Origin of the sequence: Bacillus sp. JJ1764 (assembly GCF_036962145.1) — a bacterium.
Lineage (GTDB): Bacteria > Bacillota > Bacilli > Bacillales > Cytobacillaceae > Neobacillus.
This window is the reverse complement of the sequence record NZ_JBALNY010000059.1, coordinates 13,101-39,575: the sequence shown is the minus strand read 5'-3', so window position 1 is coordinate 39,575 and position 26,475 is coordinate 13,101. Positions and strand designations below refer to the sequence as shown.

At 37.7% G+C, this 26,475-nt stretch carries 25 protein-coding genes; 15 read left to right on the top strand and 10 right to left on the bottom strand.

Going from position 1 to position 26,475, the window contains the following annotated elements; all coding sequences use genetic code 11:
- The coding region (locus V7083_RS10160) for a LysR family transcriptional regulator (RefSeq protein ID WP_335477411.1) at nt 1-751 on the bottom strand (751 nt) is incomplete at its 3' end.
- A 248-nt stretch (nt 752-999) separates the two neighbouring features.
- Here V7083_RS10160 and V7083_RS10155 point away from each other — a divergent pair.
- The gene (locus V7083_RS10155) at nt 1,000-1,158 is read left to right on the top strand and encodes a hypothetical protein (protein WP_335477410.1); all 159 of its coding nucleotides are present in this window, start codon (nt 1,000-1,002) and stop codon (nt 1,156-1,158) included.
- Between the two features lie 40 nt (nt 1,159-1,198).
- On the opposite strand, the gene hprK is transcribed toward V7083_RS10155, so the two are convergent.
- The gene (gene hprK / locus V7083_RS10150; RefSeq protein ID WP_335477409.1) at nt 1,199-2,134 is read right to left on the bottom strand and encodes an HPr(Ser) kinase/phosphatase; all 936 of its coding nucleotides are present in this window, start codon (nt 2,132-2,134) and stop codon (nt 1,199-1,201) included.
- Nucleotides 2,135-2,345: 211 nt separating this feature from the next.
- Between hprK and V7083_RS10145 the strand changes: the two genes are divergently transcribed.
- A complete protein-coding gene (locus tag V7083_RS10145) occupies nt 2,346-3,614 on the top strand; it encodes an S-adenosylmethionine decarboxylase related protein (protein ID WP_335477408.1) in 1,269 nt (422 codons plus the stop codon).
- A 90-nt stretch (nt 3,615-3,704) separates the two neighbouring features.
- Here the strand turns inward: V7083_RS10145 and V7083_RS10140 are convergent, their stop codons facing one another.
- Nucleotides 3,705-4,292, bottom strand: coding sequence for an NAD(P)H-dependent oxidoreductase (locus V7083_RS10140; protein WP_335477407.1), 588 nt, complete (start codon nt 4,290-4,292; stop codon nt 3,705-3,707).
- Between the two features lie 117 nt (nt 4,293-4,409).
- On the opposite strand from V7083_RS10140, the gene V7083_RS10135 reads away from it, so the two are divergent.
- Nucleotides 4,410-4,841: a MarR family winged helix-turn-helix transcriptional regulator gene (locus V7083_RS10135; protein WP_335477406.1), complete on the top strand. Its 432-nt coding sequence runs from the start codon at nt 4,410-4,412 to the stop codon at nt 4,839-4,841.
- Nucleotides 4,842-5,078: 237 nt separating this feature from the next.
- On the opposite strand, the gene V7083_RS10130 is transcribed toward V7083_RS10135, so the two are convergent.
- The 5 genes from V7083_RS10130 to V7083_RS10110 all read right to left on the bottom strand — a co-directional run bounded on the left by V7083_RS10130 (nt 5,079) and on the right by V7083_RS10110 (nt 13,090).
- Nucleotides 5,079-7,709 carry a PBP1A family penicillin-binding protein gene (locus V7083_RS10130; protein WP_335477405.1) on the bottom strand — a complete coding sequence of 877 codons (2,631 nt, stop codon included), beginning with the start codon at nt 7,707-7,709 and terminating at the stop codon, nt 5,079-5,081.
- A 380-nt stretch (nt 7,710-8,089) separates the two neighbouring features.
- Nucleotides 8,090-9,127: a putrescine carbamoyltransferase gene (gene ptcA / locus V7083_RS10125; protein WP_335477404.1), complete on the bottom strand. Its 1,038-nt coding sequence runs from the start codon at nt 9,125-9,127 to the stop codon at nt 8,090-8,092.
- A gap of 104 nt (nt 9,128-9,231) precedes the next feature.
- A complete protein-coding gene (gene aguA / locus V7083_RS10120) occupies nt 9,232-10,368 on the bottom strand; it encodes an agmatine deiminase (protein ID WP_335477403.1) in 1,137 nt (378 codons plus the stop codon).
- Nucleotides 10,352-11,761, bottom strand: coding sequence for an APC family permease (locus V7083_RS10115; protein WP_335477402.1), 1,410 nt, complete (start codon nt 11,759-11,761; stop codon nt 10,352-10,354). Before V7083_RS10115 ends, aguA begins: the two co-directional genes overlap by 17 nt.
- A 447-nt stretch (nt 11,762-12,208) precedes the next feature.
- Nucleotides 12,209-13,090, bottom strand: coding sequence for a MurR/RpiR family transcriptional regulator (locus V7083_RS10110; RefSeq protein WP_335477401.1), 882 nt, complete (start codon nt 13,088-13,090; stop codon nt 12,209-12,211).
- A 244-nt stretch (nt 13,091-13,334) separates the two neighbouring features.
- Here V7083_RS10110 and V7083_RS10105 point away from each other — a divergent pair, with 244 nt between their 5' ends.
- Nucleotides 13,335-14,561, top strand: a complete 1,227-nt coding sequence (locus V7083_RS10105) for an NAD(P)/FAD-dependent oxidoreductase (RefSeq protein ID WP_335477400.1) — start codon at nt 13,335-13,337, stop codon at nt 14,559-14,561.
- 175 nt (nt 14,562-14,736) lie between these two features.
- On the opposite strand, the gene V7083_RS10100 is transcribed toward V7083_RS10105, so the two are convergent.
- Together V7083_RS10100 and V7083_RS10095 are read right to left on the bottom strand one after the other, a co-directional pair.
- Complete coding sequence (locus V7083_RS10100; protein WP_335477399.1) at nt 14,737-15,093, bottom strand: nucleotide excision repair endonuclease; 357 nt, start codon at nt 15,091-15,093, stop codon at nt 14,737-14,739.
- 272 nt (nt 15,094-15,365) lie between these two features.
- Complete coding sequence (locus V7083_RS10095; protein WP_335477398.1) at nt 15,366-15,686, bottom strand: PTS lactose/cellobiose transporter subunit IIA; 321 nt, start codon at nt 15,684-15,686, stop codon at nt 15,366-15,368.
- Between the two features lie 528 nt (nt 15,687-16,214).
- Between V7083_RS10095 and V7083_RS10090 the strand changes: the two genes are divergently transcribed.
- The 11 genes from V7083_RS10090 to nikE all read left to right on the top strand — a co-directional run bounded on the left by V7083_RS10090 (nt 16,215) and on the right by nikE (nt 26,428).
- On the top strand, nt 16,215-17,384 hold the full coding sequence (locus tag V7083_RS10090) for a glycosyl hydrolase family 28-related protein (RefSeq protein ID WP_335477397.1): 1,170 nt from the start codon (nt 16,215-16,217) through the stop codon (nt 17,382-17,384).
- 284 nt (nt 17,385-17,668) lie between these two features.
- Complete coding sequence (locus tag V7083_RS10085) at nt 17,669-18,241, top strand: TetR/AcrR family transcriptional regulator (protein ID WP_335477396.1); 573 nt, start codon at nt 17,669-17,671, stop codon at nt 18,239-18,241.
- A 66-nt stretch (nt 18,242-18,307) separates the two neighbouring features.
- A complete protein-coding gene (locus V7083_RS10080) occupies nt 18,308-19,144 on the top strand; it encodes a transporter substrate-binding domain-containing protein (protein ID WP_335477395.1) in 837 nt (278 codons plus the stop codon).
- Between the two features lie 31 nt (nt 19,145-19,175).
- Entirely contained in the window at nt 19,176-19,820 is a 645-nt protein-coding gene (locus tag V7083_RS10075; protein WP_335477394.1) for an amino acid ABC transporter permease, read from the top strand.
- Nucleotides 19,821-19,834: 14 nt separating this feature from the next.
- Nucleotides 19,835-20,572 (top strand): amino acid ABC transporter ATP-binding protein, encoded by a 738-nt coding sequence (locus V7083_RS10070; protein ID WP_335477393.1) that lies wholly within the window; start codon nt 19,835-19,837, stop codon nt 20,570-20,572.
- Between the two features lie 22 nt (nt 20,573-20,594).
- Nucleotides 20,595-21,020, top strand: a complete 426-nt coding sequence (locus tag V7083_RS10065) for an OsmC family protein (protein WP_335477392.1) — start codon at nt 20,595-20,597, stop codon at nt 21,018-21,020.
- 303 nt (nt 21,021-21,323) lie between these two features.
- Nucleotides 21,324-22,946, top strand: a complete 1,623-nt coding sequence (gene nikA / locus V7083_RS10060) for a nickel ABC transporter substrate-binding protein (protein ID WP_335477391.1) — start codon at nt 21,324-21,326, stop codon at nt 22,944-22,946.
- Nucleotides 22,947-22,963: 17 nt separating this feature from the next.
- Nucleotides 22,964-23,908, top strand: coding sequence for a nickel ABC transporter permease subunit NikB (gene nikB, locus V7083_RS10055; protein ID WP_335477390.1), 945 nt, complete (start codon nt 22,964-22,966; stop codon nt 23,906-23,908).
- Nucleotides 23,905-24,735 carry a nickel ABC transporter permease subunit NikC gene (gene nikC, locus V7083_RS10050; protein ID WP_335477389.1) on the top strand — a complete coding sequence of 277 codons (831 nt, stop codon included), beginning with the start codon at nt 23,905-23,907 and terminating at the stop codon, nt 24,733-24,735. The genes nikB and nikC overlap by 4 nt, the downstream gene beginning before the upstream one ends.
- 17 nt (nt 24,736-24,752) lie before the next feature.
- Nucleotides 24,753-25,583, top strand: a complete 831-nt coding sequence (gene nikD / locus V7083_RS10045) for a nickel import ATP-binding protein NikD (RefSeq protein WP_335477388.1) — start codon at nt 24,753-24,755, stop codon at nt 25,581-25,583.
- Nucleotides 25,584-25,612: 29 nt separating this feature from the next.
- Nucleotides 25,613-26,428, top strand: coding sequence for a nickel import ATP-binding protein NikE (gene nikE / locus V7083_RS10040; RefSeq protein ID WP_335477387.1), 816 nt, complete (start codon nt 25,613-25,615; stop codon nt 26,426-26,428).
- Nucleotides 26,429-26,475: the final 47 nt, after the last annotated feature.

The following is a 26,475-nucleotide window of genomic DNA, read 5'->3' as shown; positions in this document are numbered from 1 at the left end:
TTTTATTTAATTCCTTTATATCCTTGAGCATTCGACTAGATAAGATGCCATAACCTAGTCCATTCATGACCATTTCCTTACAGGTTTCTACTTGGTCCACTTCTATACTAATCAAAGGGGGCTGAGTATAGTTTTCTGCCCACCAATTATCAATCAATGTTTTTAGTAAGTAATCGCCGCTATAATCAATTCTAGGTAGATTTGGCAAATCAACCATGTCAATCGTTTCCTTGGACATAATTGAAATGGTCTCCTCTAATAGTAAATGTTTCTTCAGTCCACGGCAGCTATAATCACCTCGAACAAAAGCAATATGGACATCTTTATTGTGTATAAGTTGAGTGATATCATTACTCCACCCTGTAATGACCTTAAATTCTACATGGGGAAACCGATCCTTAAATAGTTTTAAAATATAGGGAAGTTCACGATTAACAAAAAAATTTGAAACCCCTAATTTCAATGTTCCGACCACGTCGTTCCCTGCAATATTGCTCATATTCCGGACATGCGCTTTTATTTTGTTATATTGATTAAGAATATCGTCGGCACAATGGACAAGATATTCTCCCTCTGGGGTAAAATGAATCCCTCTGCTTTCACGGGTTACAATTTTGACCCCTAATTCTTCCTGCATGTGCTTTAATCGGTTCGTTAATGCAGGTTGAGTGATAAACAAAAGCCGTGCTGCTTTCGTAATATTCTTCTGACTATAGAGAACCTTTAATATTTCCCAATCTCGGTAATCCACTTTACTACTCCCTATATTTACCATATAAAAATTTTTTATATGTCATTATAAATTTTTAGCATTTTATTTATTTTCATTATTGCATTATCATTAGTCAGTAGCAATGACAAATTGTTATCTTCAAACCCATGATTTGGACTTACTAAGGCAAAATCACCTAAGATTTAGCACAGTATTTTTTAAAAAGCCATATTTATAGACGAACTGTCACAAGGACAGCAAGAACAAAAAAGTTGGAGGGAATTTATATGTGGGTTATTACTCGTTATGTAGACTCAAATATTTCCATGTTTGAATTTGAAACAGAAGAAGAGGCACGAGAGGCTTTAAAAGGCATGAAGGGCTGTAACATTTTATCTGAAGTGATTTACTTTAATGATCCTTGTTTTCAACAGGGAGTAGCTTAAATACATGAGGTCCAACTGTGAACAGTTGGACCTCATGCTTTTATTCTATATCGGAATTTGTCATCTCCGCCTCAATCCTGCTCATAAACTCTTCTGCTGCGCTGTATCCTTGCTGCTTCAAATACCAGTTATTTGCCGCTGCTTCTATTAACCCAGCAACATCCCGTCCAGGCTGGAGTTGGATTTCAAAGGAAGGAATCTTCACACCCATATAATCGGTATAATGTATTTCCTGATCTAAATCATTATACAAGGCATCCTTTTCCCATTTCGTCAAATGAATATCCAGAGTAATCCTTGTTTCATCTTGAAATGCCTTACGTCCATATAGGCGAACTACATTCAACAACCCAATGCTGCGGAGTGCCAAAAACTCTTTTGTTTTCTCATCATGAGTACCTAAAATCGTTTGTGGACTAAGCTTTTTTAGTACGATAATATCATCTGCCACCAGACGATGACCCCGGCGAATTAACGTATGTGCCGTCTCGCTTTTCCCTACCCCTGAATTTCCTCGAAGTAAAATCCCAATGCCTGAAACATTCATACAAACTCCGTGCACCGTCATTTCTGGAGCTAATTCCTTTACCAAATACGCATCTAACTTAGTAATAAACTCTGAAGTGACCTCCGGTTTGTTCGTTAATAATAAGGGGATCCCCTGTTCTATACAATGGTGTGTCAAATAGGTAAGTCCTTCCTCACCAGCCGTCACAATAAAACATGGCGGATGATAGTGGACGATGTTTCCGATTCTTATTTTCCGTTCTTCCTTAGTTAACTTATGTAAATAGGTAATCTCTTTTTTTCCTAGGATTTGAACCCGTTCCATGGGAAAGAAGTCAAAATGTCCGACAAACTCCAGTCCCGGACGATGTACCCGAGATTGTGTAATCTGTTTCTGCAACTGATTTTCGCCAGCTACCACCTTCAATGAAAACCTCCGAACCAAGGTTTCAACTGTAATGTGTTTCACCCTAAACTCACCGCCCTGCAAGTCCTTTTTATATTTGAATTATATCTAAGTATACTGGAAACGTCATCCATTTAGTAGCCATTCGCTAATAGGACATTCAAACATACAAAAGGATTAGCTGCATCATATATTATTACGAAATACCTTTTTGGAAGAATACGATCTTCTAAGAAGTGAAAGAACAATATTCAAAAAGAAAGGAGTGTTCAAATTGAAAAATGGGACAAGTCCACTAGCTATTTCTATTTTAGGATGCAGTGGAGGTGTTGCCAAAGCAGTACTAGCCATCCTAAATCATTCTGCTTCTGACAAAAATGACCCCTTATACCCCATTCTTAGCCACGCACAGCTTCACCTTATTGATCTCAAGCCGAAGAGTCAAAATTATTACAATCAACTCTTTCCAAATTTTAAGGGCAAAATGAAGCTGCATCATCTAGATCTCAGGGATTTAAACCGTTTCCGTAAACATTTGGAAAATACAAAAACAAAAATAGTCATTGATGTTGCCTGGGCCGACACCCTTGAAATGCTTAGTTGTTGCAATGATTTAGGCGTATTCTACATTAACTCAGCCCTAGAGAATACGGAGGTTGATGAGGATGAGAGTCTTTATGGCTTCCCCCTCACAGAGCGATATAATCGATATGAAGCACGCAAAAAGGTCTTTACAAATACAAAAGCCATTGTGTGCTCAGGAATGAACCCCGGTGTCGTGCAATGGATGGCTTTCAAATTAATGAAGGAAAATAAAGATAAAAAACCTTTAGCCTGCTACATCGTTGAGCATGATAATTCATTTTTTACAGACAAAACAAGCATTGACCCTAATACCATTTATACTTCTTGGTCAGTGGAATGCTTTTTGGATGAAGCCATATTGAGCTATCCAATGTTTAGTCACCATCACTTGCTTCATTATTGGTATGAGAATGTGTATGACATGGAATTTAAGGTGAAATTGGGAGAAAGAGAATTTTATGGTTGTCTGATGCCACATGAAGAGGTTATTACATTAGGTACATTACATGATATGCAAATTGGCTTTATATATCGGGTCAATGAACATACTACAGAATTAATCCGTAATCATTTAGATCATGTGGATGATTTATGGGATTGGAATCAGCAATTAATTGATCCAGAGGTAGGAGAAGTTGAGGGGGAGGACCTAGTTGGTGTTCTGTTGGTGTATGAGGATGAGGAAAAGTTTATATATAATGTAATGAAAAGTAGTGAAATTTATCCCAAATTTAAAACCAATGCAACTTACTTCCAGGTTGCTTGCGGGATTTACGCAGGACTTTCCAGCTTAATCCTAGATGATTTTCCATTAGGCATCTATTATGTAGACGAGCTTTTGTATAATACCGAAAGCAAATTTGGGCAATATCTCACCTATCATATGACGAACTTTGTTACGGGAGAGAATAAAGGTTCAGATGGGTTACTGCATCAGAGGTTGAAATGGGTAAAATAGAGGGTCCTTAACCACTAATAATGACAGGCTGTCACATGGTAGAATTAATGGTCACTGGACAGCCTGCTTTTATTTTATACCTGTTTTATATCAACGTTCTATCTTTTTAAAATAATGATAAATTTTTTCTAACTTTTTCTCTTGCTTTCCCTTTGGACTTTCCATATTTCCAAATTCAAAGAACTTCACCTTTTTGATTCCGACAAAATTAAATAGAGCTCGTTTCATTAGAACTTTATGTGCATTATTCAGCCAAAAAAGTGGATAATGGGTTGGACCCTTCATGGTAGACACACATACAACAGACTTTCCCCTCAGGAGGCCTTCCGGGAAAAGTCCCTTTTTATCCCTGTAAGCAAAATTAGAAGCAAAAAGTTGATCGATATACCCCAAAAGCATCGCAGGAGGTCTTCCCCACCAAATTGGATAAATAAAGACAATTTTATCCGCCCACATAAGTTGTTTCTGATACTTTTCAATCGAAGGATCTGTATGCATATTCCGCCTTCGTTTTTTCTCGTTAAACACGAGTAGTGGGTTGAATCCCTCTTCATATAAATCCAAAATCTGAATCTCTTTAATATGAGGATTCTGTTTGCTTCCCTTTATTACATTTTGTAAAAATGAGTAATTCAAACTTGTATGATTAGGATATGTGTAGATGATTAATAACTTCATAACCCACCCCTTATTTATCATTTGATAACTAAATCATAACACTTTTCCTTTTAATTATCAAATGATAATTGTATTTTGATAATCACTTTGTTATCTTGTCTATAAGAGGTGAGGAAAATGAACCAAAATGCCCTTTTTCATAAACTTATAGCATTTACAACTTCTGTTCATCGTGTAACCCATGAATTAACAAAGGATGCAAGACAGGATTCCATCACACCAATTCAATACAATATTCTTGAATATATTTTCGTTAGCCAACCCGTGACACCAAGTGAAATCAATGATTGTCAAAATATGTCTATGCCAAACACGAGTCGCGAACTAAAAAAGTTAACGGAAAAAAAATTAATTGAAAAAGTGAATGATGACGAGGATCGAAGAAAACAATATGTTCGCCTCTCGAAAGAGGGAGAAACTCTGATGAAGGAAGCTTTTGCAACAATTCAATCACGCTTTCAAGAGAGAATACAACATGCTTCAAAAGCTGATTTAGAGGAAATAGAACGTGCCATTGACACTCTTCAAACCAAACTATTCTTTGAATAAATACCGAATGGATCATAAAGTTTCCTCCATTGACGGCCCTTGTACAATGGAGAAATCTCTTCATTTTTCTCCGTCCTTATTGTTTCACGTGGAACAGACCAACAGAACCGTGTTTCAATCGACTTTTCACAATGGCTCAAGTCAATAGATAAGCAGAAAAAATCTCTTCTGATCAGAACAGAAGAGATTTTTTTCTGTGTCAATTCTTAGAGTTATGGCTCTATCTAACACACACAATTAATGTGCCTCTTCAGTATTCCCATCAGTGTTGTTGTTTTCACTATTTTCTGAAGGGTCTACTGTAACAGTTGTTGACGTTGGTTCACTAGCTCCTGCTTGATTGGATGCTACCACCGTAATGACATACTTTTGACCTGGTTGTGGGTTGCTTATGGTTGCACTAGTCCCTGATGTTGTCGTTAAAGTTTGAGTATTGCCATTTACAACATAAGTAACGATATAGCTGACATCTTGTTCATTGGCAATATTGCCTTTCCAATTAATAGTAATCAGATTTGAATTTTTGTCATACTTAGCTTGCAATCCACTTGGACTTTTTGGCACTTCAACCTTTCCTTCTACCGTTAAAGAGGCAGCCGCTGCCTCACTCTTGGTGCCCTCCGTAACAGCAACGACATTGAATACATAGGTCTTTCCTTTTTCAGGAATTTTCAGCACTGCTTGCTTGTCGCTTGTGGAAGGTAGACTTGTCGTTTTACCATCCACTGTATAGGAAACATCAAAGGTTGTTTGAGAACTATTTTCAGATGAATAATTCCATGTTAATTGAATGCTGTCTGAATCTTTATCATAGGTCGCCTTCAAATCGGTCGGTTTATCCGGTTTTGGTAGTTTCGGTTTTTCTCCACCTTTTACGTAGTATTCATTCCCAGATCTTGCAACACTGCTAGGTTGTTTAAATCTTTCCGTACTGGCATCGATCCGTGACAAGATGGCTTTAAATACTAACTTAGAAAAGTTTGCACTACTGCTTCCCAAATAATCATCTGCCGTTTTTGTCTCAGGGTAACCTGTCCAAACTGCACCTGTGTACTGCGGCGTATATCCGACAAACCAGGCATCTCTCGTTGCATTATTCGGCAGACCATATTTGGCGATGGCCGATTCGTCAAAACTGGTAGTTCCTGTTTTTCCCGCTATATCAAGACCAGAAATATTGGCCATTGTCCCGGTACCAGAATCCACAACGGTCCGCAACAAATCGGTTATAAGGAATGCCGTATAATCCTCCATTACTTTCTTTTTAGTTGAGGCCAGATTCTTTTCTGTTCCATCGACATAAACAATTTTTGAAACCGTATATGGTTCAATATAGTAACCGCCATTACCAAACGCAGCATACGCACCTGCCATAATCAGCGGCGATGCGGCATCAATAGCACCAATGGCATTTGACTCATTTGCTTTTTGTGTATCATTAATAGGAAATCCCAAACTATTGGCAAAGGCTGTAGCATAGTCTGCACCTACTTCTTGATACGTTTTTAGTGCTGGAATATTCCGTGACCACGCTAAGTGATCTCTTACGGATTTATTTCCGGCATAGGAACGGTTGGCATTACGAATTGGTGTCCCATTAGAATATTTATACGGTTCGTCTTTTATCAAGTGCCCTGTTGACCATTTATACTTTTCAATTGCAGGACCGTAATCAAGAATCGGTTTAATCGTTGAACCCGGATGGCGTTTAATCTTTGTTGCATAGTTATAGCCCCCAGATTGATAGTTTCTTCCACCACCAATTGCTTTGATCGCCCCCGTTTGCGTGTCCAAAATAACGATAGATGACTGCAATTTATCATTCTCAGGAAAATTAATATATTCATTAGAAGATAGGACATCCTCGGTTAGTTGCTGGATTTGGGGATCAATGGTTGTATAGATTTTTAACCCATCTTCAAAAATATTCGAACCTGTTTTGTCTTGAACTTCCTCAATTACCGTATCAACAAATGCCTGGTATTTATTGGTTTGTTTTTGCTGAATATTTAACGTATCTTTAATCGGTGTACTTTGTGCCTTTTCCATTTGTCCTTTAGAAATATATCCGTGTCTATTCATATATTGCAGAACCATATTTCTTCGTTTTTCTGCATTCGCAAGATTACTCTCAACCGTGGGAATATAGTTATTTGGACTCTGCGGAATCCCCGCCAAGAGAGCTGCTTGTTCGAGTGTTAATTTATTTAACTCATCTGGCTTCAAACCGAAGAACCGCTCTGCAGCTTTTGCCACTCCATACACATCACTGCCATATAAGTTTTTGTTAAAATACATTTCAAGAATCTGATCTTTAGTGAATTTCCTCTCTAACTGAACGGCTAAATACCATTCTTGCACTTTTCGTGTAACACTCTTTTCAGAAGTTAAAAATGCATTTTTAACAATTTGCTGTGTAATCGTACTTCCTCCTTGAGAAGTACCGGAGGTGACATTCGTAAAAATAGCAACAAGCGTCCGTTTTACGTCAATTCCGTGATGCTTGTAAAAACGGGCATCTTCTGTTGCCAATACCGCATTTTTAAGAACATCAGGTATCTGATTAATATTAATATCATCCCGCTTTTCTGCACCAACCTCAGCGATTAATGTTTTCCCATCAGATGCATATACTTCAGATGATAATGGATCCTTTAATAATGTTTCGTCAAATTTCGGCGCATCTTTGATGATCCATAAAAAAGCACCAACACCCACTAGGATCATCACTAACACTAGAGAAAGACAAATAAAGGAAACCTTTTTCCATGAGATTTTCCCGCGCTTCTTGCCCCCTGGTTGTTTCGATGCCTTTTGCTGTTCTTGTATTCGTTTTCGCTCAATACGAGAGCGATAATCTTCTGACATGTTTCTTGTACCTTCTTTCTTTAAAATGACTCCTAGTAACCTTCTGCATTTTCAATTTGAAAAAATGATTACACTATAGAGTTTATATAAGAAATTATACTATGACCACTGATTTTTAAAAACTATCATAAGCATCTGAAAAAATCTAGCAGATAAAAAATGGCGTGTAAGCAAGTATAAGCTAATCACGCCGTTCTTTATTATTATTTGGCTCTATTTAAAATATTAATTGGACTTTTCTTCGATTTTTATGACCCAATTTATAATAAGATGTTTGTCGCATCCCCCTACCTAGCTGCAGGAAGGGGCTTTTAAAAATAAAAACTGCCCCATTTCTACTAATGTGAAATGGGACAGCCATGAAAGTATTTTAACTTGTTTTATGCAAGAACTAATTCTTTTTCAGTTTCAAAGGCAGCATCTAATGCTTTTTCTAATTCAAATTTGGCTTCTGTCACTTTTTCAGCATCTTCTTTGTTAAGGCCTAAGAAGTAGACGAGAAGGCCGCGCATCGCGGTAAGTCGATTTTCCGCTTCATCAAAAACGATAGAAATTGAGGAATCAATGACTTCATCAGTTACTTCCTCATTGCGTGTTGCAGGGAGGCAGTGCATAAACTTAGCTCCTGGATTTGCCTTCTTCATCATATCCATTGTCACTTGATATTTTGGATAGAAAGCCGCCATTCTTTCTTCTTCAGATAATTCGGCTTCATATAGACCGTACCATACATCTGTATAAACAAAGTCTGCATCTCTTAGTGCTTCATCAGCATCCTCAGTAATTAAGAAGCTGCCACCAGATACCTTGCAATTTTCTTCCATAATTTTAATGTGATTGTCACGTAACTGGAAGCCTTTTGGACCAAATTGAGCAAATCTCATTCCCATTTTAGTTGTAATAAAACCAAGTGATGCACAAACTTGAGTAGCATCCCCAACAAATACCACCTTGCAATCCTCTAATTTCTTACCAGCTGGAAGGTGTTCAATCATGGTAATAATATCGCCCATTTCCTGTGTTGGATGGTTGTAGTCGGACATTGCATTGATAACAGGGATTGAGGCATTATTAGCCAAATCTTCTACTGATTTATGTCTTTCCACACGAGCCATCACAATATCTACTAATCTTGAAAGGACACGGCTTGTATCTTCAATTGTTTCGTGGCCGCCAAGCTGGATTTGTCCTGGAGCAAGATATTGGGCATGGCCACCAAGCTGTTCCATTGCGGTTTCAAACGATACGCGTGTTCTTGTGGATGATTGTTGGAACACCATTCCTAACGTTTTATTTTTCAACAGCTGTGGATAGTATCCAGCCTTAATGCATTTTTTAAGAGCAATCGATATATTTGCAATTTGCATTAATTCTGCTTTGGAATAATCATTTGTGTCAATAAAGTGTTTTACAGTCATGGTAAGTTCCTCCTAATGTTTGGAAAATTATAGTTTTGTAGTTTGTTAAATTTTCTGTTGATGTTTCTGCTTTAATGCGATAATTTATCATTTTTTAATTTTATTTATCTCGCTCCCACTAATTCCAGAGGTTTAACGGCAGGGATTGCCATCGGCTGCTGCTGGGTAATACAGTGAATGTTGCCGCCGCCAAGAAGGATTTCTCTTGCGTAAACCCCGACAACTTCCCGTTCTGGATACAATTCTCTGAACAAAGCTAATGCTTTTTCATCGTTTGCATCGTTAAACAGCGGTATAACGACTCCTCCGTTTGCAGTGTAGTAGTTGGCATAAGACGCAGCCAATCGGTCTCCCTCAACACGAGGCAAGGTTCCATCGACGCTGTCAACCCCTTCACTTTCTTCTTTTGTAATGAGAATTGGAGACGGGACATACAATTTATGAATCTTTAATTTGCGGCCCTTGGCATCTGTTTCTCTAGATAAAATCTCATAACATTCCTTGGAAATTTCATATTGTGGATCTGTTTCATCATCTGTCCAAGCCAGGACAACTTCACCAGGTCGGACATAATTGCAAATATTATCAACGTGGCCGTTTGTCTCATCAAGGTAGATACCGCGTTTTAGCCAAATGACCTTATCTGCATGTAAGTACTCTTTTAACGTATCTTCGATTTCCTTTTTTGATAGATGAGGGTTTCGGCCTGCGCTTAACAAGCATTCCTCAGTGGTAATAACTGTCCCCTCTCCGTCAACATGGATGGAGCCTCCCTCAAGGACAAAGTTGTTAAGGCGATACCGGTCCTTGCCTTCCATTTCACAAACCTTTTGTGCAATGTGATCGTCATTAAACCAAGGGAAGTACAGGCCATCAACAAGCCCGCCCCAGGAATTAAACGTCCAATCTACTCCGCGGACTTCACCAGTTTTATCATTCACTACAAATGTCGGGCCTACATCACGCATCCAAGCATCATCTGTTACCATTTCAACCACACGAATATCTTCAGGCAGCATGTGTCGGGCGTTATCATACTGTGCAGGGCTGACCACCATCGTCACCGGTTCAAATTTGGAGATTGCAATAGCAACATTAACAAAGGCATGTTGTGCTGGCTTGGCTCCATAGCGCCAGTTATCTGTTCTTTCCGGCCAAATCATCCAGCAGCCATCATGATATTCAAATTCTCCAGGCATCCGGTATCCATCTCTTTTTGGGGTGCTAAGCAATGTGTGCATGTTTATCGTCTCCTCCTTGTTTATCATCCTTTTGTTTTAAACTACGGTTAATAAAGATTTCTCCGATGAGAACTGAAATTATCGTACCGATTAATAACGGAAGTTTACCGACTATTTCATCCTTACTTAAATTAAGTGGTACAACCGTAAACACAACAGACATAAGAAGTAAAACAAATGGTACATAGGCGATTACCTTTAACATGAAACCTGTAGCTTTTACCTTATATGGTCGTTCCCGATCAGGATCCATTTTACGAAGCTTCAAGAAGGCTGGGAACATAAAGAGATAAGATGCAAGCAAGGTAACCATGTTTAGAGCAAAGAAGCTCCAGAATATATCTTCTAGTCCAAAATGGTTCATTAACGGAACTATTACAACAAGGACCGATGCAATGATACCGTTTAGAAGCGGTGCACCAATTGGCATTTCTGTTTTTTCATTTTTCCATTTAAATATTTTTGGCAAGCTGTGATTTTCACTCGCATAAAGGGCCACATAGTTAACACCGTATGCCCATGAAATAAGGTTTGCGGCAAGTGTAAAGATAAACATTAAGCCGATGATGGCAACAAACCAACCTGCGCCAGATCCCAGCAAAGTGGAGAAGCTTTCTATTAATCCACTATCTGTAGTAAGCTCTTTAAATGGAATTGCTACTCCTATTCCGAATGCTGCCAACAAGTAAAACACTGCAATCAATGCCCCACCCATAATCAAAGCTTTCGGGATATCCTTCTGTGGATTATCCATCTCCCCAGCCATTGATGTAACTACTTCAAAGCCAAGGAAGTTGAAAATGATAACCGATAAAAATGAAAGGCTGGAAATATCCATCGAAGGCAACATGGTCTTCATATTAAATGTATTGGCCACTCCTTGTGTAAAGGCAAAATAGATACCAATACCGCCGAGGCTCACCATAATGAACACTTTAAAAATAGCTGCCATATTTAAAATCCATTTGCTATCACTTATGCGGAAAAAGCTGATAACGGTTACAATCCAGATAAATGCTAAAGAAATGATGATCGCACTTATAGAGCCAAATTCATGACCAAATATTTCTGTAATAGTAGTAGGAACAAGTACTGCCAGTGAACCCATCCATAGTGGATAGTTAATCCAATAGAACCAGGCGACACGGCCGCCATTTCTTGGGCCAAAGGCACGTTTTACCCAATCGTATATTCCTCCTTCATCATCATAGGTCGTTCCAAGTTCGGCTGAAACTAAACCATATGGAAGAAAAAAACCGATTAAAAGCAGGATCCACCAGAAAAATTGGGAGGGCCCAACCGCAGCTGCTGGAGCAACAGATTCTGCCACAAGCACAACGGTTACGGCCATTAGTACCGAATCAAATAACCGAAGCTTTTTTTTATTTTCCATCGTTCATACTCCTCATGCATTCGGTTGACAAAATTTAAGGGTACCCGATCAATCAAATTCTGTTCTTCCGTCAACCAAGCTGATTTTTTTATTTCCAACATTCCTGCAGTAATGTTTACACCCTTATCTTAATGCTGTTTTAAAGCGCTGAGAATAGGTTTTGCGGCTTTAGAATCAAGAACAACCACCTTTAAAAAAGTTCCAAAACACGAAACAAAACCCTTAAAAAACGGGGGTTTTTCCATTGCTTCCAAAACATGTTCCAAAACACGAAACATGTTTCATATCATCATGAGGAGGTCCTGAGATAACAAAAGGAACTTACATCTTTGCATAAATGAAGACTCGCCCAACGGCGAGTCATCTTGAATAAATCATGAGGTTTAATGGAATGTATGCAATCTGAATGTATGTAATAAATCTGTTTAGACCCAAAAAAAAAAGACCTCATACGATGAAGTCATTTGAGGCCCTTTTTATATTAAATGTGGATTCTTTCGTATATCCACCTAACTCGCTTTCCCCATTAAAGTAAGGGGGGGAGTCGAACTGTTGATCTGTATTCTCGGCAATCTCTTCCATATATTTATAAGCAATTAATTCGATTAGACTAATCATGGAAATCCGAGAAGTCATATCAATTCCGTTCACTTGAATAGAATCGGCGAATACGTAAAAATTAATATGGCTCATATTTTGTACCGGATTATTGTTTGCTGATGTGATGGATACAACTGTAGCTTTTGATTTTATATTTAATAATTCTATATCTCTAATCAGTTCCTTGTCTTCCCCTCCATATGAAAAGAAGAACACAAGGTCTGTGTTGCGGATGCCATTTAAGAGCATTTGCCGAAAGTAATTATCCTCGGGGAACACCACTTCAAAACCAAAACCGGAAAATAAATATTCGAAATAATGACCGACACTCTTGTTTAAACCGCGTGCCATGATCACAAGTCTCGGTTTATCCTTCAAAAGCCGGGAGATTTGATTGACTTTCTCAATATCCAGAACCCGGACAGATTCATATATATTTTTTAAGTATTCAATTCGATAATTTTCCTGTGAAACAACAAATGGATTATGAAACTCTTCATGATCCGTATCTGTAAATTTTAAGATTGCTATAAAATCACTATAACCGGAAAAACCAATTTTCCTTAGAAAGCGGATAATGGTTGCTGGTGATACATAACATTTGGCAGCCAAATCTCGGATTGTGCTCTTCTTTACTTCTTCCATATTTCGAATAATATAATTATACAGGTCTTTCTCATTATGGTTTAAAGTATTTATGTGTTTGGATGTTATCTCAAAAAAGTCCATTTTGAAGCCCTCCGATGTTACTATTTGCAGCAAAAACCGCTAGTATTTCTACTCTTTTATTATACCACTTGGTAATACCTATTACCTTTTTCGAGTAGTGTAATTTTTGACAAAATTAGCAACAATCGTTTACTTTATTCCTTTAATTTTCATTTAACCGATACTAAATTCACTTAGATATCTGTATACACAAATTGAGGTTGGAAATAGTAACATTATACTTTTTTATAATTGGGGGATATAGATGAATGTACAATCTGGGACCTATTATTGGCCTACTACTTTTCCTGATGCTCCATCATACCGGGTATTGGAAGAGGACCTATCTTGTGATGTATTAATCATTGGAGGAGGGAGCTCTGGAGCACAGTGTGCATATTACCTCGCTGACACTAATTTAGATGTGGCTGTGATTGAAAAAACAACGATTGGGAGCGGCAGTACTAGTTCGAATACAGCCCTTCTTCAGTATTCCGGTGAAAAAATGTTTACCGATCTAATCAATACTTTTGGATCAGATTACATCGAAAGGCATCTACAATTACTTAAAAAGGCCATTAATGAAATTGAGGCAGCCTCTAAGAACGTCACGATTGATTGTGAATTCAGCAGAAGAGACACCTTGTATGCCGCAAGTTGTGCAGAAGACGTTGAAAGTCTGAAAAAGGAATATGAATTTTTAAAGCAGCATAACGGTGAACTTACCTTTTTATCAAAGGAAGAGATTGAAGCAAAATATCCCTTTAGCAGGGAGGCTGCTATTTATTCCTACAACGATGCAGAAATTAATCCATTCAGATTCACCCATGCACTATTGGAGCATGCCGCAAGAAAAGGGATCAAAATATATGAACATACGGAAATGAACGGTCAACATTTTGATGATAAACTAGGAAAGATGATTGTTTCTACAAAGAATGGTCATACCATACAAGCACGCTATGTGATCTTTGCGGCAGGTTATGAAGGAACAGAAATTAAAAAAGAGAAAAAGGCTTCGTTTGTAAGTACATATACAGTGACCACCCAGCCAGTAGAAGATCTCTCCCAATGGTATAACAGGACACTTATTTGGGAAACCGCTCGCCCCTATTTATATATGCGAACAACTAGAGATAACCGGATCATTATAGGCGGGCTTGATGATAATACTGCGTATTCTGAAGATCGAGATAGTAAACTCATTCACAAAAAAACTCAGCTGATTGAAGAGTTTAATAAAATGTTTCCCACTATTCAAGTACAGGCGGAATATTACTTAGCGGCGTTTTATGGAGGCACAATGGATGGGATTCCAATCATCGGCAAATATGAAGCCTATCCAAATAGTTATTTTCTATTTGCCTTTGGTGATAACGGGATGGTTTACAGCCAATTGCTATCGAAGATTATTGTCGAAGAAATTGTTAAAGGAAACTGTCCAGATTTAGATCTCTACTTGCAAGATCGTCCTTTACTAAATAAGGGCTGAAAAATGGGGATGGTATAATCCCTTTTTTTTTTGGGTTTCATTTTCTTCCAAATTGATATAAATTGGTTACAATACCGAATTAATCAACCAAAATCAACAATTTGATTAAAAAAAGGCACCCATTAAGGATGCCAACTTGATTTTTTCTAGTTTTACCAAACGTGAGCCATCTAATTTATCTAAAAAAAGCCTTGTCGATATTGTACTTCGATTTGAGTTCATTAATAATGAACGTTTCATATATTTCTCTATGTACAGGATCCTCAATCACACAAACATCTATTTTAGTGACTTCCTCTCTATGCATTTTCATAGGGGAAACAGTATCTTCAAAATGCTTTTTAATTCTTTGTCTTAATTTTCTTGCCTTACCAACAAATAATAGCTCTTGGTTATCGTTATAGAACATAAAGATGCCGCCCTTATCTCTAGGAATAAGGTGGAATTCTGTGAATCCATAAATATTGCTTCCTTCTGGGTTCTTTTGTTTAGAAATTGTAACAGTTGGTTTTGGAATGGTTATGTTTATCATTCTCGTTCACTCCTTCGTGTATTTGTTGTAATATGATGTTATTCTTCATTCTTTATTTAAGAAACAATCAGATAAAAATTAAGCAAGTTATATTCCAATCATTAAGCTATGTTCTTCCGTCAATTAAGGCCATATTTAATAGTATTCACTAATTTAGCAAATTTCTTCCACCCTCTATCGGATAATTAAAAACCGGGAAACAAAGAGGGAGGTCCTATGTTAACGTGTAGAACGCCCATTTACAAGCGTTCCTATTAAACGTCCTGACTGTTCTATATTAACTGCCTATACAACTGAATCATTTCTGTAACAACCATCGTAATCGTATCTACACTCATCAGCTGATCTTCCGCATGAATAACGATAAGGGAGAACTCTAGTCCTTCGCCACGTGCCTCTTTCTGCATTAATGAAGCATGAGTTTTATGACCTTCTATATAAAATTTTTTTGATTCGGTCAACTTTTCTTCTGCTAGCTCAAATCTTCCTTCTTTTGCTGCATAAAGTGCCTCCATAGCTAAGCTTTTAGCCATACCTACGTTACTTATTATATTAAACGACACTGCATAATAATCGTTTAGATCTATTGTCATTCTGCCTTCCTACCTAATAATAAATTTAGTTTATTGCAATGTACATCCAATTATTTGAAATGCCTATCTAGAACTTTCCATCGTTCATCATACCATAATTACATGTTTATGGTTACAATCGAATAATTCAAATACTTTCAATTAGCTTCTATTTTGCCTTTTCATATATTTAATCGGAGTTCCAGTTAGACTACTCTACTTTATTCTGTTGATAGAAAAAATTATATTGCTAAAAGGATTACCCGAAAATAACCATTATTGGCTACTAACTTATTTACTTATGATAAAGGACTCCGCCCTACTCTCCCTGTGTTTCTTCAAAAAAATAGCAACCACCGGTAATGTCCGAAGGAAACGATTGGATATTCGCCTAATTATTAGCATATACAACTAAATAAGCCACATTCTTTTCTATGTTGAGTTTTTATCTAGGAAATGTTTAGTACCTTCCATTTAATCGTTTGAGTAAAGAATGACCAATTCAAAACGGGTGTGCGTAATTTTTTGGGGGAGTTGATTCTAACCTGTATGAATTACTATCTACTACCAGAAGATTTTGGGGCAAAAGGTGATGGAGTTACAGATGACACACAAGCGTTAAAAAATTGTATGGCCAGTGCACTAAGGGGAATGGGAATCGTAAACCTTAAACCTCGTGCCACCTATATCATTTCACAAACAATAGTAATCCCAGACTATATTTCTATTATTGGTAATAATGCTTTAATAAAAGTTGGCGGTGCATGGAATCAAGTGTCTGTAGGTGCCAGTGTTCCTGTTGATGCTATGCTTTGGATAAAGGGACGGGAACCTATTGCCGGAACAGATTTGACGATGAGCACGAGATTTATTAGCGATTTACAAATTGATGGAAATGCCAATTACAAAAACCTTATTGGCATGTATATGGGGACTGCAGATCAAAGTAAAATTACACAATCCTCAAGCGTCAACTACGCTGTTTATAACAGTACATTTAAAAATATTTCAATCTCGCATGTCTTTACCGGCCTTTTTCTAGCAGAAGTATGGGGATGTTTTTTCGAATCTATTACTGCCTTTTATATCGGGGACAGTGGCTTAAAAATACAGGGACAAATTGTGAATAACACCTTTGTTGGCTGTCACTTTACGGGTTCAAATAATGGTGTGTATGTAAATGGAGCAATCTACCAAGGTTTTATTAGACGACCGGAGGGCTGCATGTTCATTGGTGGTTATATTGGATCAGCCAGATGGGGTGTGAATGTTGTCCAAGGTCTAGCTTTCAAATTCTCGCACGTGATCATTGACTTAAACACCCACTTTGCTATTACAGGTGCCGATATGTCAGACTTTGTATTTGATGGGTGTTGGATTTACTCTAAAACAAGAGCGATTGATATCCAAGCCTTTTTTACAACTAAAAATAACACCTACGTAGCTTTTCATAATTGTAATATTTTTAGTGATGGCGTAGCAGACCCTTATGTCGTCTTTGTCCATGTCAGACAAAATGGGATAGTGTTCAATGGTTGTAAAATCAAAGGTGCTATGTACTGGGATGATGGTACTAGTGGTGTTGTCACCAACTGTCTATGGGGTGACCCACCCACCTCTAGGGCGCGAATCATTAAATATGGATCTGGAATGGTTAGACACTCTCTTAATATGTTTAAACATGATGGAACCCTTATTGTAACTTCCGGAACGAATTAATTATTAAAAAACGGAATTGCTGAATTGATTCCGTTCTTTTTAATTTTTTTCGACTATCAATAGCTCCTCTGTTTATTGTATGGTTCAACGAATCTATAAAAATGTGTTTTTTCACCAATCGGCACCTCCTTGAAAGAGGATAAAAAATAATTCCTACTAAATCCATCGAATTTGTTGACTAAACTTTCAAAGTTTATTAGGATTGTATTGACTGACTAGTCAATCAATAATTGGAGGTGTTCGTTTCGAAGCCCAATCCTACTATCGACAGAAGAGAACAGATATTGAAGATTTCACTGAAGTTATTTTCAAAATATGGTTATCACAAAACCAAAATTTCCGATATTGTTCGTGAAGCCGGAGTCGCGCAAGGTACTTTTTATTGGTACTTTCCAAGTAAAGAGGCCATTGCTTTAGAGATTATTCAAAATGGTCAACAGCATATTTTAAAGGTTGTTGCACAAGGCTATCGCCAAACAAACGGAACGGTTCAAGATGCCGTAAAATCATCAGAAAAATTATTTAAAGATTTATTTGAATTTGCTGAGGAAAATAAAGATTTAATTAAACTTTTACTTAACCGGGTAGAAGCAGAAGCCTCAGTCAATAACGTCATCAAAGAAACTTTGGTTAAAGTAGAGCACTCTTTTCAAAACAACATTAAACGTGCTATCGAACTGGGCATATTGCCAGAAAAAGATCCCTCTTTAGAATCAGCATTTTTAATCAGTCTCATCCTTGGAACTTTGGAAAGATGGCTATTCAGTTCAGAACATTCAACTTTAGCAAAAAAGTCAGCCGATGAAATTGCGCATGATCTAGTCAATTTTGAGTTTTTCGGTTTGCTCGGAATATAGAAAAATAAAACCCAAGGGCAGGTTGGTTGTAAAAAATTAACTTCAAATAAAAGAGGAGATAGGAATATGAATATAAAAAAACAATCTTTATTCGTATTAATTCTAATGTTAACAGTTTCATTATTATTAAGTGCATGCAGTTCAAACAGCAATGATAATACAGCTAAAGGCAATGAAGATAAAGGTGACTTATTACAACAGGTTAAAGACAAAGGCATTCTTAAAGTAGGGTTAATGGGTACATATCAACCGTATAACTTCCTAAACAAAAATAAGCAAATGGATGGATTTGATGCAGATATTGCAAAAGAAATTGCTAAACGTTTAGATGTAAAAGTTGAGTTCGTTGCTCAAGAATTTTCTGGAATGATTGCCGGCTTGCAAGCAAAGAAATTTGATGCTGTCATCAGTCAGATGACCATCACCCCTGATCGGCAAAAGCAAATGGACTTTTCCGATCCCTATATTACTAATAACGTAAAGGTTATTGTCCGCAAAGATAATAATACTATCAAGTCAGTATCTGATTTTAAAGGGAAAAACATCGGGGTTGGGTTAGGAACAAACGATGAAACGTACCTTCGAACTGTATTACTTCCGAAGGTTGGCCATTTTAATATCAAAACATACGATGACGTTATCACATCGCTTAAGGATTTAGATGCTGGCAGAATTGAAGCTACCATTAACAATATGTATGCGATTAAACCAGTTGTTGAACAGAATGGTTTTAAAATCAAAGCGGTAGGTGAACCAATTAAATCAGATAAAGCCGGAATTGCTGTCCGTAAAGGCAATCCTGAATTTGTGAAAAAAATAAACTCTATTTTAAGTGATATGAAGAAAGACGGAACTTATAACGATATCTTTGTTAAATGGTTTGGTGAAAAACCTCAAGATTAACCCACTAACAAAGAAAGGAATAAAACTTAGGATGAATCTAGTATTAGAAAATATACAATTTTTATTAAAAGGAGCGTACTACACGCTCCTTATTACCATTGTGTCCATGTTTTTCGGCACCATAATTGGGATAATAATTGCCATTGCCCGCTTGAAAGGAAATCGCTTTATCAGTTGGATGGCTCGTACCTATGTTTCGATTATTAGAGGAACCCCTACGCTAGTCCAAATCATTATTGTCTATTATGGACTAGCCGATTATAATATCGAGCTTAATCCATTGACTGCGGCTTATATTGCTTTAAGTATTAACATTGGTGCTTATATTTCAGAAGCGATGCGGGGGGCGCTTCAATCAATCCCGAAAGGACAAACCGAGGCTGCGTATGCTTCTGGAATGACACCCTTTCAAACAATAAGGCGAATCATTCTCCCGCAAGCAATAAGGATTGCTATTCCACCGATGGGAAATACATTTATAGGAATGTTAAAGGAAACTTCGCTTGTATCCGTTATTACTGTGACTGAACTTTTACGTTCAGCCCAATTATTAATTGCTCAATACTATGTCTATATGCCTTTTTATTTGTCGATTGCATTGATGTATTGGATTATGAGCATAGTATTTTCCTTTATACTTGAAAAAATTGAAAAACATTTATCTATCTATGTTTAGGTTGGAGTTTAATCATGATTAAAACAAACAAGTTATCAAAAAGCTTTCATCAGTTAGAGGTTTTAAAAGGAATCGACTTACAGGTAAACGACGGGGAAGTAGTTGCCATTGTTGGTCCAAGTGGCTCCGGAAAAAGCACTCTTCTCCGTTGTCTAAATGGGCTCGAGGAACTGACGGAAGGCAGTTTCGAACTAAATGGAAATGTTGTTTATTCAAAGCAAAGTAAAAGGGAACGGATTAAAGAATATCGTAAAATTCGTCTGCAAACAGGTATGGTATTCCAACAATTTAATTTATATCCTCATAAGACTGCTCTACAGAATGTGATGGAAGCATTAATGATTGTGAAAAAGTGGGATAAGGAAAAAGCGATTCAAAAAGGGGAGGCCCTTCTCTCAAGAGTAGGTTTATTTGATAAAAGAAATGAGTATCCTTCCAGGTTATCCGGAGGGCAGCAACAAAGAGTGGCTATTGCACGTACATTAGCCCTTGAGCCAAGTATTATTCTTTTTGATGAGCCTACTTCTGCATTAGATCCTGAGTTAGTAGATGAAGTGCTAAATGTCATAAGAGAACTTGCCAATGAAGGAATGACAATGGTTATCGTTACACATGAAATGCAGTTTGCTAGAGAAGTGGCAGACAGGATCATTTTTATGGCTGATGGAATCATTGTTGAAGAAGGAAAGCCAGAGGAATTTTTTATGAATCCAAAAACTGAACGAGCAAAAAGATTTCTAAAATTACAATAATCATAGTAAAGGTAGGATGAATATGATTGTACGTACAAATTGGAATGGGCAGCGCGCCTTTACAGCTGTAGGGGATTCTGGATTTAAAATTAATATGGACGCAACGGAGGCATATGGTGGAGAAGGAAACGGAATGACTCCTACTGAAATGCTTTTAGCTTCCGTTGCAGGATGTATTGGCATTGACGTCACCATGATATTACGCCACTACCTGCCTTCCATTCAAAACCTCGAGATCATAACTGACGGAACGAGAAAAGAAAAAGAGCCAAAGGGTTTCACCTCGATCCTCATAACATTTATCATTGATGGTGACATTGACAGCAAACGAATTTGGAGAGCAATTGACCTTGGGAAGAAAAAATACTGTGCTGTGTCCGATTCACTAAAGGCCGACATTACCTTTCAACTAGTATTAAATGGAGAAAAACAAAATAGAATCGAATAGGTTTTTTTTGCAGTGATTGCCTTTTAGTGTCACTACTAATGTTATATTTTTTAATTCAACAAACGATGCATTAGCCCCTTAACTGAGTAATATTTTATAAGCCGAAGTATACATTTTTTCAATACTCTATATTATTCGGCTTATTTTCTTTCCTATACTCTACCTCAAGATTTAATTTTACATATAAATAACATAGATATGTTACCATTTTTCAAACATTTCGAAATCATATTGACATCCAGCTCTCCTAATCCTACTATTGATAATAGTTATCATTATCAATTTAGGGGGACCATCATTTTTATGTTAAAAACATCAAAAAAGAGATTTGTATCCATTTTTGCACTCATTCTCATTTTATCCACGACTTTGCTGGGTTGTTCAAGTGGAGCAGGAGACAACTCAGAGCCCGCCAATAAAAAGGACAATATGCTTACTGTTGCTTGGCCTAGAGATATAGGTGCACTGAATCCTCACCTCTACAATCCAAATCAATTATTTGCTCAATCCATGATATATGAACCATTGGTTAGCTACCAAGAGGGGGGCAAACTAAAACCACATTTAGCTGAGTCCTGGGAAGTTTCCAAAGATGGAAAAGAATATTTGTTCCACTTACGTCATAATGTGAAGTTTTCTGACGGCACAAGTTTTAATGCTGAGATTGTGAAAAAAAACTTTGATGCGATTTTGAAAAATGTAGATTTACACAGTTGGCTCGGTTTTATTCCGAAGGTGGCTGGAACAGAGGTAGTAGATGAGTATACCTTTAAATTAACATTAAAAGAACCATATTACCCTACTATTCAGGAGTTGGCAGTCGTTCGCCCTGTTCGTTTTCTTGGAGAGGCTGGTTTTCCAAAAGATGGGGATACGTCAAAAGGAATTGAAAAACCAGTTGGAACTGGCCCATGGGTATTGGATGAATATAAAGTAGATGAATACGCAATTTTTAAACGTAATGAACATTATTGGGGCCAAAAACCGAGTGTAGAGAAAATTAAAGTCAAAGTCATTCCTGACGCTGAAACACGCGTACTTGCTTTTGAAAAAGGTGAACTAGATCTTTTATACGGTGAGGGAGTTATTAGTTTAGATTCTTTTAAACAATTAGAATCCACCGGTTCCTATGGGACCAGTATTTCCGAACCTGTAGCTACTAGACAACTAGTTATGAATACGAATAAACCACAGCTTTCCGATATACGTGTCCGCCAAGCATTACATTATGGATTTAATAAACAGGCCATGGTAAAGGGTGTGACATCCGGATTGGAAGAGAAGGCCGATTTTATCTTGCCTCCAAACTTCCCTTACACATCCGATCTTGATGTGACAGCAGTAAAATATAATTTAAAGAAAGCAAAACAGTTATTAGATGAAGCAGGCTGGAAGCTGCCTGAAGGGAAAAATGTTCGTGAAAAAGATGGAAAACCGCTTGAAATAGAATTAATGTTTAACTCTGCTGAATCCATCCAAAAAGCCATGGCTGAAACACTACAGTCTGAGTGGGCTGGCTTGGGCGTAAAATTAAATATTGTCGGAGTTGAGCTTACCACACAAGTCGAACGGTTCAAGAAAAATGAGTTCGATATGAATTTCTTTAGTAACTATGGCGCTCCGTATGACCCACATACCTTCGTTAATATTGTGGCAACAGAAGGATTTGGTTTTAGCGAAGCGATTTCAGCTTATCCTAATAAACAGGAGATCTTAAACCAAATAGCTGAAGTGAAACAAACGACTGATGAAAATAAACGTCAGCAACTATATACCGAGATTTTAGGTTCACTCCAGGAGCAAGGTGCCATTGTACCGATTTCCTATATCAAGAAAATAGCTGTTTATCAGAAAGATGTTTCAAACTTCACCTTCCCTGCTAATCGAGATGAACATCCATTTACAGGCATTAGCATCAAGGAGTAAACGACAGGAGATAACGTATGGGCACTTATATCTTGAAACGAATAATGACCATTATTCCAATTTTCCTTTTGGCTACGTTGCTGACATTTGGAATGATTCACTTATCACCCGTCGACCCAGCTGAGGCATACTTAGCTGCTGCACATATCCAACCAACGGATGAGATATTAGCCCAAAAAAGACATGAGTTTGGCTTAGATCAACCACTTCTTGTTCAGTACGTAAACTCAATCTCTAAGATTGCCCAATTGGAATTCGGCACATCTTATGTAACAAATAAACCCGTTTGGGAAGAGGTTTCCTCCCGATTGCCGGCCACTATTCAATTAACTATAGGCAGCATCATCTTAGCAATCCTAGTAAGTATTCCGATTGGGTTTTTAGCTGGCATAAAGAAGAACAGTGGAATTGACCATTTCAGTCGATTCCTCTCTTTTTTAGGGGCATCCATCCCTTCCTTTTGGCTTGGATATTTATTAATTTTTTTCTTCTCGGTAAAATTGGACCTTTTTCCCGTAGAAGGAATCGGAACGTGGAAACATTTAATTTTGCCTTCTATTACATTGGCATTGCCTTTAATTGCTTTATATACCCGTCTACTTCGTGGTAGCGTCCTTGAACATTTACAGGAACCCTATGTATTGTTTGCACGGACAAGGGGGATCCATGAAGGAATCATCTTGGGAAAACATGTATTACGAATGGCTATTTCTCCTATGGTTACTGGCCTCGGAATGAATTTAGGAAAACTGATGACTGGGGCAATCATTGTCGAGGTAGTCTTTTCATGGCCTGGATTTGGACGGTATTTTGTCGAAGCTACCTTTAACCGTGATGTTCCTGTCATTCAATGCTATGTCCTATTAGCAGCTGGATTATTTCTACTAAGCAATTTAATTGTCGATCTTATACTAATGTTTATTGACCCTCGTATTTCAAGAAAAGGAAGGCAGTATCAATGATTGCAAAGTTTCGCGATGGATTAAGAGGCAAAAAAGTGATAGTCATTTGTGCTTTGATACTGTGTGCCCTGTTATTGATCACGGTCTTTGCTCCATGGCTGGCACCTAATGACCCTATCGCTGTTAATTTAGCTCATAAACTTCAGCCGCCATCTTTAGATTATCCGTTAGGTACGGATCATTTAGGCCGTTGCACCTTTTCGCGCCTCCTATATGGTGCCCGTGTTTCGCTAGGGTTTGCGATGCTGATTTTTATATCATCTTTAACTATTGGTTTGATCATTGGGATCATTGCTGGTTATAAGGGTGGTTGGATTGATCAATTGTTAATGAGAATCGGTGAAGGTGTGATGGCAGTTCCAAACCTATTACTTGTTCTTGGTTTTGTCGGTATTTGGGGAGCCGGTCTAAAGCAAGTGGTTCTAGGATTAATTCTTGTGCAATGGGTTTATTACGCAAGAATGATCCGTGGTATGGTGTTAAGCCTGAAAGAGGAAAACTATATTACTGCAGCTAAAATAAGTGGTTCTTCCCAATGGACCGTTATAAGAAAACACATCCTGCCAAATGTCCTGCCACCGTTAGCAGTAGTGGGAACATTGGAAATGGGCTGGGCGATTATGGATTTATCCTCTATGTCATTTCTAGGTTTAGGTGTACAGCCCCCGACCCCAGAGTGGGGAGCCATGATTCACGAAGGAAAGTCCTATATAAGAACAAATCCATCATTAATGCTTTATCCTGGTTTAATGATTATGGTCGTTGTCGTAACCTTTAATTTATTGGGAGAAGCATTATCAGATCGTTTTGGAGTTAAACGCCGCTAAAAAAGGACGGGTAAAGTATGAGAACACAAGAGCAAAGTATTTTAAATGTAAGAGACTTACAGGTACAAATACGAACCAAAGCAGGTTTTTCCACTCTTGTTCAGGATATTAATTTTGAAATGAAAGAAGGGAAGGTCTTGGGACTTGTTGGGGAAAGCGGCAGTGGCAAAACCGTTACAAGTATGTCAATCTTACAGCTGCACGATAGGAACAACATAGATATTGAAGGCAGCATTACGCTGCATGGCCGGGAACTGAATGGCATGGGAAAGAAAGAAATGAGGAATATTCGCGGGAGGGAAATTGCTTTTATTATGCAAAATCCAATGAATGCTTTTACTCCCGTTTTCACGATTGGCCATCAATTTGTTGAAACTATTCGAACACATACCTCATTTAAAAAAAAGCAAGCGAAGGAGCTTGCAATGGATGTCATGCATAGTGTAAATTTACCTGAACCTGATAAACTTTTAAAAAATTATCCGTTTCAATTGAGCGGTGGCATGCTGCAACGGGTGATGATTGCTATGGCGGCATGCTTACGTCCCTCCGTCATCATTGCGGATGAGCCCACTACTGCACTCGATGTTCATAGCCAACTATTAGTGCTTCGTCTATTAGATAAAATTCGTTCTGATTATGGAACATCCATTCTACTCATATCACATGATCTTGGGGTCATATCAGAAATTGCCGATGATGTTATGGTCATGCAGCATGGAAGAATTGTAGAAAAGGCAAATGTGTTCAACTTATTTGATCATCCACAGCATGAATATACAAAAAAACTGTTAAGGACAAGACCGACTTTATATTTTCAAAATCAGCCTTATACCTATACGTTGTGATAATTGATGTTTATCAAGGAGAGATACCAGTGAGCTTATTACAAGTCAAACAAATAAATCATAGCTATGATTCGAAGAAGTTTTTTAAATGGATTGATCCATCCAATAAAGTTCTTCATGATATTTCCTTTTCAATTGAAGAAGGATCATGCCTAGGTTTAATTGGCACAAGTGGAGCTGGTAAAAGCACCTTGGGTAAAGTGATACTTGGAATTCAACGGCCACAGCAAGGACAGGTTTTGTTTCAAGGATACGATATTTATCATGCGGATAAAGCAACCAAGCGGAAAATACGTCGCGATTTACAGGTAGTTTTCCAGGACTCCTATTCAGCTGTTAACCCTCGGATAACAGCTGAACAAATTATCAGCGAACCATTAGAGAACTATGAAAAACTAACGAGTGGAGAACAAAAAAGAAGGGTAATTGAGCTATTGGAAAGAGTGGGACTTAGCGAAAAGGATTTAAAAAAATACCCTTCTCAATTTAGCGGCGGGCAATTGCAAAGGATTAACATTGCTCGAGCAATCGCCCTTAAGCCGAAATTAGTGGTCCTTGACGAACCAGTTAGCAGTTTAGATACTGTTACACAGAGCTTAATTTTAGATTTATTAAAAGAATTAAAGGAAGATTTCGGTTTATCCTATCTATTCATTACCCATGACATTAAAGCAGCCTTTTCCATTTCGGATACCTTGGGTGTACTAGAAAAAGGCGAATTAATTGAGCTTTACGATTCGAAGGATGAGTTTTTCCACTCGAAAAATCCTGTTATATTACGATTGAGAAACGCGATTCTGGCGGAGCACCCACGTTTCCGTACCATCACGAAAGTCACAACATAATGAATATGGTGTGACCTTTTTATTGTTGGCTCTATTAAACTTGTCTG

What these genes read in the sequence shown, in the direction of transcription:
- V7083_RS10135 (WP_335477406.1), top strand. Translation starts at nt 4,410, where the DNA reads ATGAACCAAAATGCCCTTTTTCATAAACTTATAGCATTTACAACTTCT.
- V7083_RS10155 (WP_335477410.1), top strand. Translation starts at nt 1,000, where the DNA reads ATGTGGGTTATTACTCGTTATGTAGACTCAAATATTTCCATGTTTGAA.
- V7083_RS10065 (WP_335477392.1), top strand. Translation starts at nt 20,595, where the DNA reads ATGATTGTACGTACAAATTGGAATGGGCAGCGCGCCTTTACAGCTGTA.
- V7083_RS10070 (WP_335477393.1), top strand. Translation starts at nt 19,835, where the DNA reads ATGATTAAAACAAACAAGTTATCAAAAAGCTTTCATCAGTTAGAGGTT.
- V7083_RS10095 (WP_335477398.1), bottom strand. Translation starts at nt 15,686, where the DNA reads ATGACAATAGATCTAAACGATTATTATGCAGTGTCGTTTAATATAATA.
- V7083_RS10100 (WP_335477399.1), bottom strand. Translation starts at nt 15,093, where the DNA reads ATGATAAACATAACCATTCCAAAACCAACTGTTACAATTTCTAAACAA.
- nikA (WP_335477391.1), top strand. Translation starts at nt 21,324, where the DNA reads ATGTTAAAAACATCAAAAAAGAGATTTGTATCCATTTTTGCACTCATT.
- V7083_RS10115 (WP_335477402.1), bottom strand. Translation starts at nt 11,761, where the DNA reads ATGGAAAATAAAAAAAAGCTTCGGTTATTTGATTCGGTACTAATGGCC.
- V7083_RS10110 (WP_335477401.1), bottom strand. Translation starts at nt 13,090, where the DNA reads ATGGACTTTTTTGAGATAACATCCAAACACATAAATACTTTAAACCAT.
- V7083_RS10075 (WP_335477394.1), top strand. Translation starts at nt 19,176, where the DNA reads ATGAATCTAGTATTAGAAAATATACAATTTTTATTAAAAGGAGCGTAC.
- V7083_RS10090 (WP_335477397.1), top strand. Translation starts at nt 16,215, where the DNA reads ATGAATTACTATCTACTACCAGAAGATTTTGGGGCAAAAGGTGATGGA.
- V7083_RS10140 (WP_335477407.1), bottom strand. Translation starts at nt 4,292, where the DNA reads ATGAAGTTATTAATCATCTACACATATCCTAATCATACAAGTTTGAAT.
- ptcA (WP_335477404.1), bottom strand. Translation starts at nt 9,127, where the DNA reads ATGACTGTAAAACACTTTATTGACACAAATGATTATTCCAAAGCAGAA.
- nikD (WP_335477388.1), top strand. Translation starts at nt 24,753, where the DNA reads ATGAGAACACAAGAGCAAAGTATTTTAAATGTAAGAGACTTACAGGTA.
- V7083_RS10080 (WP_335477395.1), top strand. Translation starts at nt 18,308, where the DNA reads ATGAATATAAAAAAACAATCTTTATTCGTATTAATTCTAATGTTAACA.
- nikC (WP_335477389.1), top strand. Translation starts at nt 23,905, where the DNA reads ATGATTGCAAAGTTTCGCGATGGATTAAGAGGCAAAAAAGTGATAGTC.
- V7083_RS10105 (WP_335477400.1), top strand. Translation starts at nt 13,335, where the DNA reads ATGAATGTACAATCTGGGACCTATTATTGGCCTACTACTTTTCCTGAT.
- V7083_RS10130 (WP_335477405.1), bottom strand. Translation starts at nt 7,709, where the DNA reads ATGTCAGAAGATTATCGCTCTCGTATTGAGCGAAAACGAATACAAGAA.
- aguA (WP_335477403.1), bottom strand. Translation starts at nt 10,368, where the DNA reads ATGCACACATTGCTTAGCACCCCAAAAAGAGATGGATACCGGATGCCT.
- nikB (WP_335477390.1), top strand. Translation starts at nt 22,964, where the DNA reads ATGGGCACTTATATCTTGAAACGAATAATGACCATTATTCCAATTTTC.